This window comes from Anaplasma phagocytophilum str. Webster (assembly GCF_000964685.1).
In the GTDB taxonomy this organism is placed as follows: Bacteria; Pseudomonadota; Alphaproteobacteria; order Rickettsiales; family Anaplasmataceae; genus Anaplasma; species Anaplasma phagocytophilum.
On the sequence record NZ_LANS01000001.1, the window covers coordinates 1,442,629 to 1,456,743 of the forward strand.

Genomic DNA, 14,115 nt, shown 5'->3' on the forward strand with positions numbered 1-14,115 from the left:
ACAGAGTCACGTAATCCTCCTTATAGGCATCTTAAAATATGGACTATAGCACGTATTGACATGATATTACGGTGCTTTTTTCACGCACTTTAAGTTGACATTGAAGTACAATATTCTCCCTGTGCGCAGACTACGCTCTACTTTAACTAGCAATTTTACCTTCCCGCTTTATAAAAAAATTAATCAATTTACACTAGTATGATCGCAGTTGTAGTGGCTATGCTGCCGTGTTTCTTTGTTGTAAGAGCATGTGGCTGTTTGGCATTTTGATGTTTTGCAAAATCATAAATTGAATCGGTTATAAGTTCACCTGGTGGAAGGTTCTATGAGAGAAAAACGTCGTCGTAACGGACAAAAAATTAAGCTCCAAATTTTAAATATCATAAGAGATACAATACAGAAGAGTCAATGGAGTCAGATGGCTGCCGCTAAGGTAATAGGGGTAGATCAGCCAAAAGTATCTCAAATCATAAACGGTAAGGCTTCCGGGTTTTCCCTAGAGAGGTTGCTGGTATTCCTATTAAGGCTACATTGTAAGGTAGAGTTATCGGTGTCCATAGGGGAAATCCCACAAAATATCTTAAATGAAGTCGAAGGCTCACAGCTGTCAGATGACTTAAATGCGATAGATTTGAAGGTTATCTCTAAAGATAGCAAGTAATCCCTGGTACATAATTTATACTCCTTGCTTTCGTAAACATTCCAGTCATAGAAAAAGTCTACACATTTACGTGTAGCCTCAGGAGTATGTAGTATGGTCTTGTGCGATAGTGTGACTTTAAGATCACGCATCACAATATCTAGTGGTATATGTGTCGATCGCATACCGCGTTTTTTCGACACGTGTATGCTGAGTTTTTGGATCACGTAATGCTATTGTCTTTAGTGACATGAAATCTGTAGCCTAGGATGCTAGTATGGTCCTCCAATGTAGATAAAAGAAGAGAAATACTTTCGGCGATACTTCATCAACATATTGCATATGGCGCCTTATGAGGGTATAATTGCGGGTTTGTTATGTGCTGTATGAAAGAAAATGGACTCTGAAGAAAGTAGGTGCTTTTCTGGTTATGATGGAAATAGATTTAAGCTGGTGATTCTTGCAAGTCAGAGAGCTCACGAGTTAAGCTCGGGCGCAGCGACTCTGGTAGACCGTCAGGGTGATAAGAATACGGTTGTCGCACTGAGGGAGATAGCGTCCAATCAGTTAGATCTCTCTACCGTATTCGGGTTGGCTGTGCAAAGATGTAGAAAATATCTAGAAGAATTTGCTGGTTCTCGTGGTATTGCGGGGCACAGCTCCCATGTCTCACCTTCTCGTAGTTCCCGACATACCGGTCTTGGTAAGAGCTTTGTAGATAATAAGAGCACGTATTCTGCTTCGTTTCTGGATCAGGATAAGTTTCTTTCAGGTGGAAAAGATGATGGTATAGAAGGTTTCTAAAGACCTTCTCCTGTGAGTTATTAGAGGTTGTGCTGCGTCTGTTGTACGTGTGTGGTGTGTGTTTGCATCTTGCTGTCTGATTGTAAAAATTTCGTATCATAACCTCCTGCTGTTGTGTTTGCCGTGGCTTAACTGAAAGCTACTGGCGTATGCGTTTTTCGGGGTTTATCGTGAGTGATGCTGGATGTGAAGACTTGACCGATGCTCTGTGTTGGGAAAGTGTAGAGAAAGTAGCTCGTCCCCTCGAAAGAAATAACAGGGTTCTTTTCGCACCACAAACGGTGTTTTGCAATACGGAGTGCGAAAGAGCGCATCATAAAGTATTGCCTACCAATCGTATTTCTAGACCTAGTACACGTCAGATAGTGTATGACAGGTCAGATGTACTGTTGTCTTCTCTTGATAATGCCAAGGGCCTTGGAGAAAAAAGCGTAGTTAATGCCTCTCAATGCACTGAAGATCAGGGGATCCTATCTGCCATAGCGCACAGGATGAAGTTAAAGGTGGACAAGGGAAAGTTTCGTATCGACAATGTTATTGACTTGCACGGTTATACAACTGATGTCGCTTACGATCTACTAGCAGATTTTATTATAATGAGCTTTCAATCCGCCCATAAGTGCGTCTTGGTAATTACGGGTTGGGGAAGTAAACAATCTGGAGAAAATGCTTTGCGGAGGAGTTTGTATAAGTGGCTACAAAGCGATAAAATAGTAAACATGGTTCTTTACTATACGCGTGCTGTTCCCGAGCACGGTGGGAGGGGTGCTTTTTATGTTCTGCTCAGATCAAAGCACAAAATATCCAAATTAATGCAACGGACAGAGTTGTAAATCTATATAGATCCCTAGCCATAGGTAAATTCGCTGTTCTTCGTCCTCAGCGCGTGCTAAACCGTTGGTATTTCACCTATAGCCTTACAAACCCAAATTACCTACTACGGCATGGATCAGAGAAATCTAAATAACTGAAGATAAACGCTAAATCTAAAACTGAAAAGCAAAACGTTTTACCTATCTCGCTATAGAAGGAGATTATAATCTCGATAAAGTATGCTCGTAATCTTGATAAAGTGGTACACATAATCTGCAGTACATGCTTCTATGAAAACCACAGTTCTTTCAGCATGCATCAAGGAATCTACATAACTGAAGATTAGCACCGAATTTAACACCGCACACGATATATTGCGCTTATCACTTATAGAAGCAGGTTACAATACCATGACAAAGTACGTATGGAAGGTCACCCCAGTTAGTTCATCACGTATTCGAAACAGCAATACTCTCTGGAAGATACAGAATGGTCAGATGTTTAGTAAGTTCAACATCTTGTAGTAAACGGTGATGCCTTAGTTCATCTTCTTCGGTAAAAGGAAAAACACCTGGAATTATGAATATGACACCGTATACATGCGGTGCAAGAGTGCTCTATAGGGTATAGTATAAAAATACAAACAGTGGACGGAGTTCTATAAGAAACTTCATATAAACGTAGCATACACAACTTCCCCTCTACCTTATTTTCTTCTGGTGATCTATGAATCTAAAATCGAAAACAGAATGTTCCACCTATCTCGCTATAGAAGGAGATTATAATCTCGATAAAGTATGCTCGTAATCTTGATAAAGTGGTACACATAATCTGCAGTACATGCTTCTATGAAAACCACAGTTCTTTCAGCATGCATCAAGGAATCTACATAACTGAAGATTAGCACCGAATTTAACACCGCACACGATATATTGCGCTTATCACTTATAGAAGCAGGTTACAATACCATGACAAAGTACGTATGGAAGGTCACCCCAGTTAGTTCATCACGTATTCGAAACAGCAATACTCTCTGGAAGATACAGAATGGTCAGATGTTTAGTAAGTTCAACATCTTGTAGTAAACGGTGATGCCTTAGTTCATCTTCTTCGGTAAAAGGAAAAACACCTGGAATTATGAATATGACACCGTATACATGCGGTGCAAGAGTGCTCTATAGGGTATAGTATAAAAATACAAACAGTGGACGGAGTTCTATAAGAAACTTCATATAAACGTAGCATACACAACTTCCCCTCTACCTTATTTTCTTCTGGTGATCTATGAATCTAAAATCGAAAACAGAATGTTCCACCTATCTCGCTATAGAAGGAGATTATAATCTCGATAAAGTATGCTCGTAATCTTGATAAAGTGGTACACATAATCTGCAGTACATGCTTCTATGAAAACCACAGTTCTTTCAGCATGCATCAAGGAATCTACATAACTGAAGATTAGCACCGAATTTAACACCGCACACGATATATTGCGCTTATCACTTATAGAAGCAGGTTACAATACCATGACAAAGTACGTATGGAAGGTCACCCCAGTTAGTTCATCACGTATTCGAAACAGCAATACTCTCTGGAAGATACAGAATGGTCAGATGTTTAGTAAGTTCAACATCTTGTAGTAAACGGTGATGCCTTAGTTCATCTTCTTCGGTAAAAGGAAAAACACCTGGAATTATGAATATGACACCGTATACATGCGGTGCAAGAGTGCTCTATAGGGTATAGTATAAAAATACAAACAGTGGACGGAGTTCTATAAGAAACTTCATATAAACGTAGCATACACAACTTCCCCTCTACCTTATTTTCTTCTGGTGATCTATGAATCTAAAATCGAAAACAGAATGTTCCACCTATCTCGCTATAGAAGGAGATTATAATCTCGATAAAGTATGCTCGTAATCTTGATAAAGTGGTACACATAATCTGCAGTACATGCTTCTATGAAAACCACAGTTCTTTCAGCATGCATCAAGGAATCTACATAACTGAAGATTAGCACCGAATTTAACACCGCACACGATATATTGCGCTTATCACTTATAGAAGCAGATTAATATACTGTTCAGGTACGTAAGTAACCTAAACACAGTTCATTCACATATAAAAAAATGACATTCGGATATCAGCTATGAACCTAAGCGTTAAATGCATACTAAGAAAAGACAGAGCATTTGCTGCCACATATACCACACCACTACAGACATTTCATACTGCTGACATATCTCGTGCTAGAGAGATATCTATCAATTCTCTTCGTAGAAAGAACTATTTTTTAAGTAGTTGTGGTTGGCACAATAATTTGTACTGAGAGTAGGTTTTATATCCTGAGGGATTGGCTTTCTCATTACTTGATAACTTCAAGTGTGTTTATCTTTTTCAGGATATATACCGAAAATGTTTATGCAGTTATTTCTAAAACCGTAAAAGTTTCTAACTCTCTCATATATTATAGGGTTTACGCACAAGCGCATGTCTAACGTGCTCTTGTGGCTTATATCGGCTATTGCTAGTCTTCTATTGTATTACAGAATTTACCTATACAACAGTGGTGTTACGTACTGGTGGATCGAGTCTTATAGGCGGGTATATATTCCACACAAAAGTCTACATTGATTCCAGAATTACTTACGGAGTGTGCTAGAATCTTGCGGCTTTAAAGTGTGCAGAACACGGTTATATCCATACTGCGCTCACGGTATCAAGATAGCAATCCTATAGCAATAATGAAGTTTAGAACGTTGTGATCATTTACTGATGCGGCACAAGGCAAGATGTGTAGTAGGTATGCTGGAGTCTTAAACAGCAGGATAAAAAATGCAATATCTACAAAAATTCCCATTGCAAAGATAATGTTCTGCGTGAAAGAGCAGTTTCAGTTGTGGTAAGAGATAAGAAGACGTAGATGAGTTATCTGCAACAACACTGCGAATAAGGTATCAATGGCGCATAAACAATTCGAGAATGCCATACCCTATACTGCCGCAATAGTGGGTTATACATTAATTACTTGTAGCCTTTCCATGGCGACATTGAATTGAATAACCTAAAGTTTTGCTGCAAATCCACCGGCTGATATGCCACCTTCCCTTTACGGAAGTCATATCGTATCTCTTCGTAACCCGTGAGCGGAAAGTCCTTTAGCATTGGGTGACCTCGAAACCCGTAGTCTGTGAGAATACGCCTCAGATCAGGATGATCACTAAACTCGATGCCATACATATCGTAAACTTCGCGCTCAAACCACCCCGCGGATCCAAAAACTGAAGTTACAGAAGGTATAATACTTCCCTGTTATATGCCCTCCCTTGCTAATCTGGTAATAGAGTCAAAAGTATCCCTTTAGGAAAGATTTTGCTCAAGCCACTACCCTGCAAAAACTCACAGTACACTTTTTGCCGTCAATCAGACTACTATGTCCCATCCTTAACCCCTAACGACTGAAGTCAACACGACTTCCTACACAAATTGACTACAAGATATGCCAACGAAAGCGCGGAGCAATCCTCCATATCATGTTGTTCGTGAAAAAATACCAGCTTGCACACAGAAGGTACTCCACATGAAATAAACCCCTGTACAACTAAGTGCTGCTGCAGACTAGAAGAAGCCTTCACATATCAAGCTATAGCTCTGAAAAATGGATCTGAAAAATTCTTAGGTAGGCATAAACATATTCGTACAGGCATTACGTTCTGTTAATACTTTTCGCTACCTTCCCTTTATGGAAAAGCCATACCAGACTACTAATGCCGGCGCATGCATATAGAAAAGGAAATTATTCAACCACACTAAATCCCCAAAAGTTGAATAAATAGTATCTATACCGCTTACTCATGCGACTCACTGCATGATTTTAGCCTGAAGCATATGAGACAATAGCTGGAAACTTTGATCTAATTACTCCCATAGAACAGAAATGTCTCTGTCAGGGCACCAGAACTGTGTAAACTGAAAAATAACAAGATAAGGCAATGCATACCCACTATAGAAACTCACTACAAATTTCCCATGATACCACATTGCACATCACTACAGCACCACGTCTACTAAAAGTACTATGTCACCAAAACTGAAAATCTCACACTAATAGTTAGATAGTGTTTCGGAAAAAACCTGCCTTGAACTCATGTATCCAGTGGACACAACCCAACTTGGAGAGTCTAGCTCTGCACTTTTGCGCGCTAAATCACCACATCACTAGGCAAACCATACCCTGAAATTCTCACCACAAACACCACCCCGCCATGGAAACAGGAAGTGCAGTAACAGAGCCTCCAACTGCCAGCCTTGCATCTTTATGTAACTCTATAGCTCAACAAGACTCCTTGTAAGAACGCGGACACGCCTGCAAGAGTCTCCCCCTACCCTGCCTATAGCATTACAGATCACACAAAACCACCCGACGTGCGTTCTCTCACCGACACTCAAGACAGGTGCGAAGCCATAGCCAACAACATACTATACGCACGTGCAACGCCCACCGAGAGACCACGCCGCAGAACACTTACTACGAACTAGTACCCCTGACGAGCCTTAAATCTTGGCTTTTTCTTGTTGATTACGTACACGCGGCCCTTCCGGCGCACTATCTTACAGTCCCTATCTCTGCTCTTAGCAGACTTCAAAGACCCCATAACTTTCACAACATACCCCACGCCTACAACAAACGCAGAGTATCTCAATATTTACTATAGATCGTCAAGAGAAAATCTAGCCTTCTCTCACCAATAAATTGCCAATGATACCATACTGGCACATCAAGTTAAATGGCACCATAACAAAGGTAGCTGCAGAGCTAAAGTACTCGTATGTTGCATACTCCGGCTCGTATTCGTGCACTATCTCGATATAGGATGTTTTACTCTACAAATAATTAATTTATTTATTTTTTAGTTGAAAATATTAAAAATTTAATACAGGATTCCGCAGGGCGCTTCTCTTAGGTTTTCCGTTGGAAAAGTGCAAATACTGTTCGTAGAGAGGGGGAGCTTGTGCTGGATTTTTCACATATGTCTGTTGCATTGCCGTACTTAAGAGCTTTGACTCCTGTAGAATATAACATAGGCTATACGAGAAATGTTGCGTTTTCTGACCCCTTTAATGTGGGATATAAATCGCAAATGGCTAACTGGAGCTTCACTGCTTCGATGTTATGGCCAATATTTAACGGTAAGTACTATCACGAATTTGAGCTTCATAGCGCTAAAGCTGTACCATCATTGAACGTTGATACTCAGCATGGTTTTGGCATAATCAAGGCGATGAGGAATGTATACGGAATACACGACTTATCTGCATCATCCGCTGAGAATATGCTCACCATAAGGTCTACGGCTGCGTCTTACGGTTTTTATAGGTATCACCCAATAAACGAGTCATCGAGCTTATATGTTGGCACTGGAATTGGCATTGCTAAAATACTACAATACCAGGGATTCAGAAGGAATTCTGAGGACTTATTCGGTATAGTAAAAAACTTTAGATTGGGTATAGTACACAAATTTATTTCTGGATTGTCTGCTTATGTAGGGTATACCTACAGGATTACCTCTTGGAAGTATAAAAGCGACACAATATACGATCAGGATGGTAATAGCATCACGTATGATCTGCAGAACTTTGAATTCTCTACCCATGGCTTAGACCTAGGCGTAAGATTTTCCATGTAAAAATGTGTATACGCAGCTCAAGTACCCGCAATTCATCTTTAGCGTGAATAACATATGCTCATGCCTATGCTTACAGCGCCTTTTTTGCTACGAAGCATAATTTTGGCAGTTGTACTCCGCCTATGCTGTGGAAGAGAGAATGACATTATGTCACGTGTTATCACGCTGGATTATTTTAAGAAATATCAACATTCATTTTGGCGATGCTATATGGTAAAAAAAGCGTTTTATATGTGTATTACGCTTAGGAATCGCATCCTTGGTAAAAGATCGACTTGACATGCTCAGTAGCTTACTATCTAACATCCTAATACATAATTAAAACGTTTAGTGTGCGGTATGATCAGAGTAATAACATGGAATGTCAATTCGATAAGAAAAAGAATAGAGCACCTGTGTAGTGTGCTATCAGAGCACAGTATAGACGTTGCTATGCTACAAGAAATCAAGTGCACAAATGAGCAATTCCCTTTCGTTGAGCTAGAAGCACTAGGTTATAAATGCTACGTGCATGGTCAGAAATCTAGAAATGGAGTTGCGATAATAAGTAAGTTGCCCGTAGTAGAAGTAGTTTCCTACAGCGTTTTAGACGAAGGAAAGGAGTTGGAAAGCGCAGGAAGTTATTCATCTGAGGAATCAAGATATATAGAGTGTACACTGGAGTGTACTGGGAATAAGAAAATAAGAGTAGTGAGCGTCTACGTTCCCAACGGGCAGGAGGTAGAATCTGAGACGTTTTTCTATAAATTGAAATTCCTGGAACATCTGAAGGACAGATTGTTAAACATCATGAAAACAGAGGACTTCCTCATTGCTGGGGGTGACTTCAATGTTGCACCTGAAGAGATAGACGTGCACGATCCTAAAGCTCTTGATGGCAGGCTATGCTTTCATATTTTAGAGCGTGCTAAATTCAGAGAAATTCTAAATAACGGTATAGTGGATATTTTTCGCACTTTTGTGGGTATTGATAGAAAAGAGTTTAGTTGGTGGAATTACAGAGAAGGCGGATGGCAGAATAATAGAGGTCTTAGAATAGACGCTCTGCTATCTTCTCCTCAAATCGCTGATAAAGTTCTAGATTGTTCTATACTATCGAAGGTTAGAGGTTGGGATACTCCTTCGGATCATGCTCCGGTTATGGGCGACATAGATGTCTAATGTGGGTTCATGTGCTTAATTCTTGGTGCTATTTGGGGTTTTGATACGTATAAGTTGTGGGGTGTCTTGACTCTCTTATGAGGTGTTTTTAAGGTATTGCTCCTTTACAATTGATAGGTATGTATAAGGCAGCTTTTGAGGCATGTGTTCAGTACCTGACAATTGATTCAGGAGTCATCTAGCGGTGAGATAATGCGATTTTGGCAGGATCTATTAGACCTGTGTCTGCTTGGATCAGTGATTTTTCATTATGTACTGACGTGGAATAGATACAATTCGCTATTGTAGTACAATAGATACGTACTGTTTTGTCTCTAGATCCGCGATGGCTTTTTCATTCGCTCTTTTTCAGCTGCTTCATACTTTGCACTTAGATGGTTCAAAGCTAGATCTATAGCATCTATCTACTCTAATAGGGGGAGCGTGTTGTATTTGCTAGTGATTTGCGAAGAGGGACGACGGGTGAGAATATTCATGTGGATTGTACGCACCATGTACTAAGGTTGGAGTCAGTTATTAGATAAGCGAAGGTTGATAGTATTGAGGGCAAACCTTGTTCTCGGATAAATCTTTAGCAATTATTGGGGTATTGGGCGGCAATATTAAGAACTGCCTGTGAATTTTGGAGCCATGAGGAGTTCAAATCTCACAACTACAGTACATTTTCTATCACCTGTTTTCGCAGCTTTTTTTCCTTCGCATGGTACAGAGCAAGAAGATGCCCCTATAGTAAGGGTAAAGACGGCAAAGGGAAGGAAGATATCTTCTACGAATTGGATACGTAGACAGGTAAATGACCAGTACGTATCACTTGCCAAGAAAGAGGGGTATAGATCAAGATCAGCGTATAAACTTATAGAGATTAATGATAAGTTTAAGATCCTGCAACGCGGGAGGTTTGTCCTGGATTTAGGTTCTAGCCCTGGAGGATGGGCTCAAGTTGCCTCTAAGAATACTGCTATTATCGACAGCACCGAACCAACCGTTGTGGCGGTAGACATTCAGAGTATGAAAGACATACACAATGTGTCATTTGTGCAATGTGACATTGATAGTGATCACGACCTATTGAATGAAAAATTAAGCGGAAGAAAGTTCGACGTGGTACTGTCGGATATGGCTCCGAAGTCCTGCGGTCACAGGCAGGTTGATCACGCTAACATAATAAACTTATGTGAACTTGCAAGAGATATAGCTTTGGAATACTTGAATCCTAATGGAAGTTTTGTGACAAAGCTGCTACACGGTGAATATGAGCAAGAGTTTAGGCGTTCTATAATGACGCATTTTGGTGTAGTTTCTTACTTCAAGCCCAAGTCGAGTAGGAAAGATTCCTCAGAAATCTATCTAGTAGCTCTGAAGTTTAAAGGATAGTGCATGCTAATAGAGTTTAAAGCTTCTCAAATACTGCATGGAAGCTCAGAAGCAGGTTTAACTTTTTGTTTAGGACGCCAAGAGAGACGAGCAGTCACACCATCAGAAAACTTCTCATACAAAGCATCTCTGATTCTGCCAAAATCTTCACAACTTGGCAAGTAACGTGATACTCCTTCTCCGCGCCATTATCGTGTTCTTCAAGATCTATAGCACCGAGGCTAGTAGCCTCATCAAAAATCACATCAAAGCTTCCAACCTGCGAAGCACCATAAACTATTAGCCCCACATGATCAAACAGATAACTTATGCTTCCTCTCTCTCCGAGCTTTCCTCCGTGCCGCGTAAATATATGGCGTAGCTCCCCAGCAGTGCGATTTCTATTGTTGCTCAAAGCATGCACTACTATAGCGACACTACCAGGACCATAACCTTCATACGTTATTTCCTCATAGCTATCATCAGCCTCATTGCCCTGAGCGCTTCGTATAGCAGCTTCTATACGGTCTTTAGAAGGCAATATACCTCCTCTCGAACATTAACAAACTGATAGCTAGGAATTTTGAAATAATGTATACCACACAAAAGCTACTGACGTAGATTTTAAAAAGTATGTAACTATGCGCTCAAAAAGTGCATACAGTTATAGCCAACTACGCACAGTGTAGAGTAAACTCAGCGGCTCTAGAGCACTATACTTAAAAAAACATAGCATTTCACAGCCTGTATCAGAAGAGAATTAAATTAGATACGGCCCCGCATACTGCCTCTTCAAGTAAAGCTAAGCAGTTTCTTCAGATTTCAACAAAAAACATAATATACTCCGAGCTTTTTGTGTCGCGCATATTACCTTCGTTCGTTAATAGTCAACTCTTGTTAGATAAAGACCATGGGCTGGTGCTGTGATTCCTGCAGCTGCTCTATCCTTCTTTTCTAGTATTTCCAGTACATGTGCAGGTGGATATAGCCCCATGCCGCATTCCACAAAGGTACCCACTGTTATTCTCACCTGCTTATGTAGAAATGACTGAGCCGATATATTAATGTTTATTTCCTCTTCTGCTGCGATGATGTCTATACTATCCACTGTTTTGATTGAAGACTTAGATTGGCAATCTTTGGCGCGAAAGCTGGCAAAATCGTGCTTTCCGACAATGTAAGACGCTGCTTCACGCATATTTTCTACATTTAACCTTTTTGGAACATGCCACATTCTCATTAAATCAATACATAGAGGAGCCTCTCTATTCGAGATTTTATATGTGTAGTGGCGCTTTTTTGCAGAAAACCTTGCATGAAACTCCTCATCAACCCGTTCTAACTGCAATATTGACACCTTTTCATTGCGTAGATAGTGATTGAGCGCATTCTTTATAACGTAATCCTCACGGGAAACCTTCAGGTCAAAATGTACGACCTGACCTGTTGCATGCACTCCTGCATCCGTCCTTCCTGCTGCGTAAACTATCACACTCTGTTGACAGAACTCTTTGATAGAGCGCTCTATAGATTCCTGAACTGACTTTCCTACCACTCCGTGTTGCCTCTGCCAGCCTATAAAGGAAGTGCCCTCGTATTCTACAACTGCTTTATATCTCATCCCAACATATAGTGTAAAATTGCTTTTCTTACCGCAACCCCCATCTTTACTTGCAGTAAAATAGACGAGCTTGCATCAGCTACTTCATCTGAAATCTCTATCCCACGATTCATAGGTCCTGGATGCATTATTATCACATCATCTTTTGCTATCGATAGCTTCGCATTGTCTAGCATATAGTGCCGAGAGTACTCATTTGCAGATATAAACGAGGCTCCTGACATACGCTCCTTTTGAATCCTCAACAGCATGATAACATCTGCATCTTTGATTCCTTCCTCAAGACTATGTGTTATTTTTGTCACGTTACTTGATGGCACAGAGGCAGACCAGCACGGTGGCGTAACGACATTTATATTAGCACCATACCTAGAAAGTAGTCTCATATTAGATCTAGCAACCCTACTGTGAAAAATATCACCGCAAATAGTAACGTTTAACCCCTCAATGTACTTACCCTTTAAGTAGCGTATGGTAGCGTAATCAGTAAGTGCCTGAGTTGGGTGCTCGTGATTTCCATCTCCGGCATTTATAACACAACAGTCTCCCACTCTTTCTACTACTTCATCTATGAAACCACTGAACCCTGATCGTACTACAACTAAGTCGACACCCATAGCACTCAAAGTACTGAGAGTATCTGAAACACTTTCACCTTTTTTCATGGATGAAGTTTCCGCATTGAGCGTAACAGAAACAGCTCCTAGGGATTTTTCTGCAATTTCGAATGCCAGTAGAGTTCTTGTGGAGTTCTCGAAAAATAAATTGGCTATAACTCTGCCCTGCAGCACGTTGTTAGCGCTACTATCCTGCAAGTATCTATGGGCCAGCGCTACTATATTTTCTATGTCTACATCACTTAAGCTTTGAATTCGAAGAAGTTTATTTAACTTTTTCATACCCTTGTACGCAACAACGTTTCACAAACTTAGCACTATTTTAAAGGTATAAAAAGGCACATTATCTACACATGTTTTGTAGAGCATTGAATTACGGAGAAACACGATGCGCTGTAGTTCTGCAGAATACCTCAGCTACTAGCATGCACTATCCTTTAAACTTCAGAGCTACTAGATAGATTTCTGAGGAATCTTTCCTACTCGACTTGGGCTTGAAGTAAGAAACTACACCAAAATGCGTCATTATAGAACGCCTAAACTCTTGCTCATATTCACCGTGTAGCAGCTTTGTCACAAAACTTCCATTAGGATTCAAGTATTCCAAAGCTATATCTCTTGCAAGTTCACATAAGTTTATTATGTTAGCGTGATCAACCTGCCTGTGACCGCAGGACTTCGGAGCCATATCCGACAGTACCACGTCGAACTTTCTTCCGCTTAATTTTTCATTCAATAGGTCGTGATCACTATCAATGTCACATTGCACAAATGACACATTGTGTATGTCTTTCATACTCTGAATGTCTACCGCCACAACGGTTGGTTCGGTGCTGTCGATAATAGCAGTATTCTTAGAGGCAACTTGAGCCCATCCTCCAGGGCTAGAACCTAAATCCAGGACAAACCTCCCGCGTTGCAGGATCTTAAACTTATCATTAATCTCTATAAGTTTATACGCTGATCTTGATCTATACCCCTCTTTCTTGGCAAGTGATACGTACTGGTCATTTACCTGTCTACGTATCCAATTCGTAGAAGATATCTTCCTTCCCTTTGCCGTCTTTACCCTTACTATAAAGGTGCCTCATTCTAATGGTCCGGTGATTATAGTAAAGAATTTACGCCATAGAGTTAAGTAATATCTCATGATGTTTTGCACACTTGCACATATATCAAGAATGAATGAGTTTTTGATGCTGCAGATTGCACTGCGTGAGTTACATGGAGTAAGAAATAGAGCCTCACAGTGATGGGACTAACTTGAACTACTTATAGATTCTCCTTTCACGCGATGTATGCAGCAAAACGCTCAGTTGAGATACATTACAGCATAAGGACCACCCCCGTTTTTCAAATATGACGCAGTTTGCTTATTAGGTATAATTCTGCAAGATGTAACATTTTCTCAAT

General features: G+C 40.4%; 12 protein-coding genes and 1 pseudogene. 6 read left to right on the forward strand and 7 right to left on the reverse strand.

Annotated features, from left to right (window positions below; translation table 11 throughout):
• Nucleotides 1-313: 313 nt before the first annotated feature.
• From APHWEB_RS05600 to APHWEB_RS05860, 3 genes are all read left to right on the forward strand, one after another.
• Nucleotides 314-661 (forward strand): helix-turn-helix domain-containing protein, encoded by a 348-nt coding sequence (locus APHWEB_RS05600; RefSeq protein WP_226988836.1) that lies wholly within the window; start codon nt 314-316, stop codon nt 659-661.
• A gap of 375 nt (nt 662-1,036) precedes the next feature.
• The gene (gene rpoZ, locus APHWEB_RS05605; protein WP_011450631.1) at nt 1,037-1,444 is read left to right on the forward strand and encodes a DNA-directed RNA polymerase subunit omega; all 408 of its coding nucleotides are present in this window, start codon (nt 1,037-1,039) and stop codon (nt 1,442-1,444) included.
• A gap of 170 nt (nt 1,445-1,614) precedes the next feature.
• Nucleotides 1,615-2,277: a Smr/MutS family protein gene (locus tag APHWEB_RS05860; RefSeq protein WP_020848892.1), complete on the forward strand. Its 663-nt coding sequence runs from the start codon at nt 1,615-1,617 to the stop codon at nt 2,275-2,277.
• A 3,007-nt stretch (nt 2,278-5,284) separates the two neighbouring features.
• Here APHWEB_RS05860 and APHWEB_RS05615 read toward each other — a convergent pair.
• The 3 genes and pseudogenes from APHWEB_RS05615 to ykgO all read right to left on the reverse strand — a co-directional run.
• A pseudogene (locus tag APHWEB_RS05615) lies at nt 5,285-5,572 on the reverse strand (NADH-quinone oxidoreductase subunit C); the annotation flags it as partial.
• 152 nt (nt 5,573-5,724) lie between these two features.
• Nucleotides 5,725-5,895 (reverse strand): hypothetical protein, encoded by a 171-nt coding sequence (locus APHWEB_RS06595; protein ID WP_011450627.1) that lies wholly within the window; start codon nt 5,893-5,895, stop codon nt 5,725-5,727.
• A gap of 900 nt (nt 5,896-6,795) precedes the next feature.
• Nucleotides 6,796-6,924, reverse strand: coding sequence for a type B 50S ribosomal protein L36 (gene ykgO, locus APHWEB_RS06145; RefSeq protein ID WP_021799033.1), 129 nt, complete (start codon nt 6,922-6,924; stop codon nt 6,796-6,798).
• Between the two features lie 348 nt (nt 6,925-7,272).
• Between ykgO and APHWEB_RS05620 the strand changes: the two genes are divergently transcribed.
• From APHWEB_RS05620 to APHWEB_RS05630, 3 genes are all read left to right on the forward strand, one after another.
• Nucleotides 7,273-7,950, forward strand: coding sequence for a hypothetical protein (locus APHWEB_RS05620; RefSeq protein WP_020849289.1), 678 nt, complete (start codon nt 7,273-7,275; stop codon nt 7,948-7,950).
• Between the two features lie 339 nt (nt 7,951-8,289).
• A complete protein-coding gene (gene xth / locus APHWEB_RS05625) occupies nt 8,290-9,111 on the forward strand; it encodes an exodeoxyribonuclease III (RefSeq protein ID WP_011450622.1) in 822 nt (273 codons plus the stop codon).
• Between the two features lie 777 nt (nt 9,112-9,888).
• A complete protein-coding gene (locus APHWEB_RS05630; protein WP_044104100.1) occupies nt 9,889-10,485 on the forward strand; it encodes an RlmE family RNA methyltransferase in 597 nt (198 codons plus the stop codon).
• A gap of 94 nt (nt 10,486-10,579) precedes the next feature.
• Here the strand turns inward: APHWEB_RS05630 and APHWEB_RS05635 are convergent, their stop codons facing one another.
• The 4 genes from APHWEB_RS05635 to APHWEB_RS05650 form a co-directional block, all read right to left on the reverse strand.
• A complete protein-coding gene (locus APHWEB_RS05635; protein WP_021799031.1) occupies nt 10,580-11,005 on the reverse strand; it encodes a YebC/PmpR family DNA-binding transcriptional regulator in 426 nt (141 codons plus the stop codon).
• Between the two features lie 339 nt (nt 11,006-11,344).
• On the reverse strand, nt 11,345-12,085 hold the full coding sequence (truA, locus tag APHWEB_RS05640; RefSeq protein ID WP_011450619.1) for a tRNA pseudouridine(38-40) synthase TruA: 741 nt from the start codon (nt 12,083-12,085) through the stop codon (nt 11,345-11,347).
• A complete protein-coding gene (locus APHWEB_RS05645; protein ID WP_020849288.1) occupies nt 12,082-12,984 on the reverse strand; it encodes an aspartate carbamoyltransferase catalytic subunit in 903 nt (300 codons plus the stop codon). Before APHWEB_RS05645 ends, truA begins: the two co-directional genes overlap by 4 nt.
• A gap of 148 nt (nt 12,985-13,132) precedes the next feature.
• The gene (locus tag APHWEB_RS05650; protein ID WP_044104100.1) at nt 13,133-13,729 is read right to left on the reverse strand and encodes an RlmE family RNA methyltransferase; all 597 of its coding nucleotides are present in this window, start codon (nt 13,727-13,729) and stop codon (nt 13,133-13,135) included.
• Nucleotides 13,730-14,115 lie beyond the last annotated feature (386 nt).

What these genes read in the sequence shown, in the direction of transcription:
- APHWEB_RS05645 (WP_020849288.1), bottom strand. Translation starts at nt 12,984, where the DNA reads ATGAAAAAGTTAAATAAACTTCTTCGAATTCAAAGCTTAAGTGATGTA.
- truA (WP_011450619.1), bottom strand. Translation starts at nt 12,085, where the DNA reads ATGAGATATAAAGCAGTTGTAGAATACGAGGGCACTTCCTTTATAGGC.
- xth (WP_011450622.1), top strand. Translation starts at nt 8,290, where the DNA reads ATGATCAGAGTAATAACATGGAATGTCAATTCGATAAGAAAAAGAATA.
- rpoZ (WP_011450631.1), top strand. Translation starts at nt 1,037, where the DNA reads ATGGACTCTGAAGAAAGTAGGTGCTTTTCTGGTTATGATGGAAATAGA.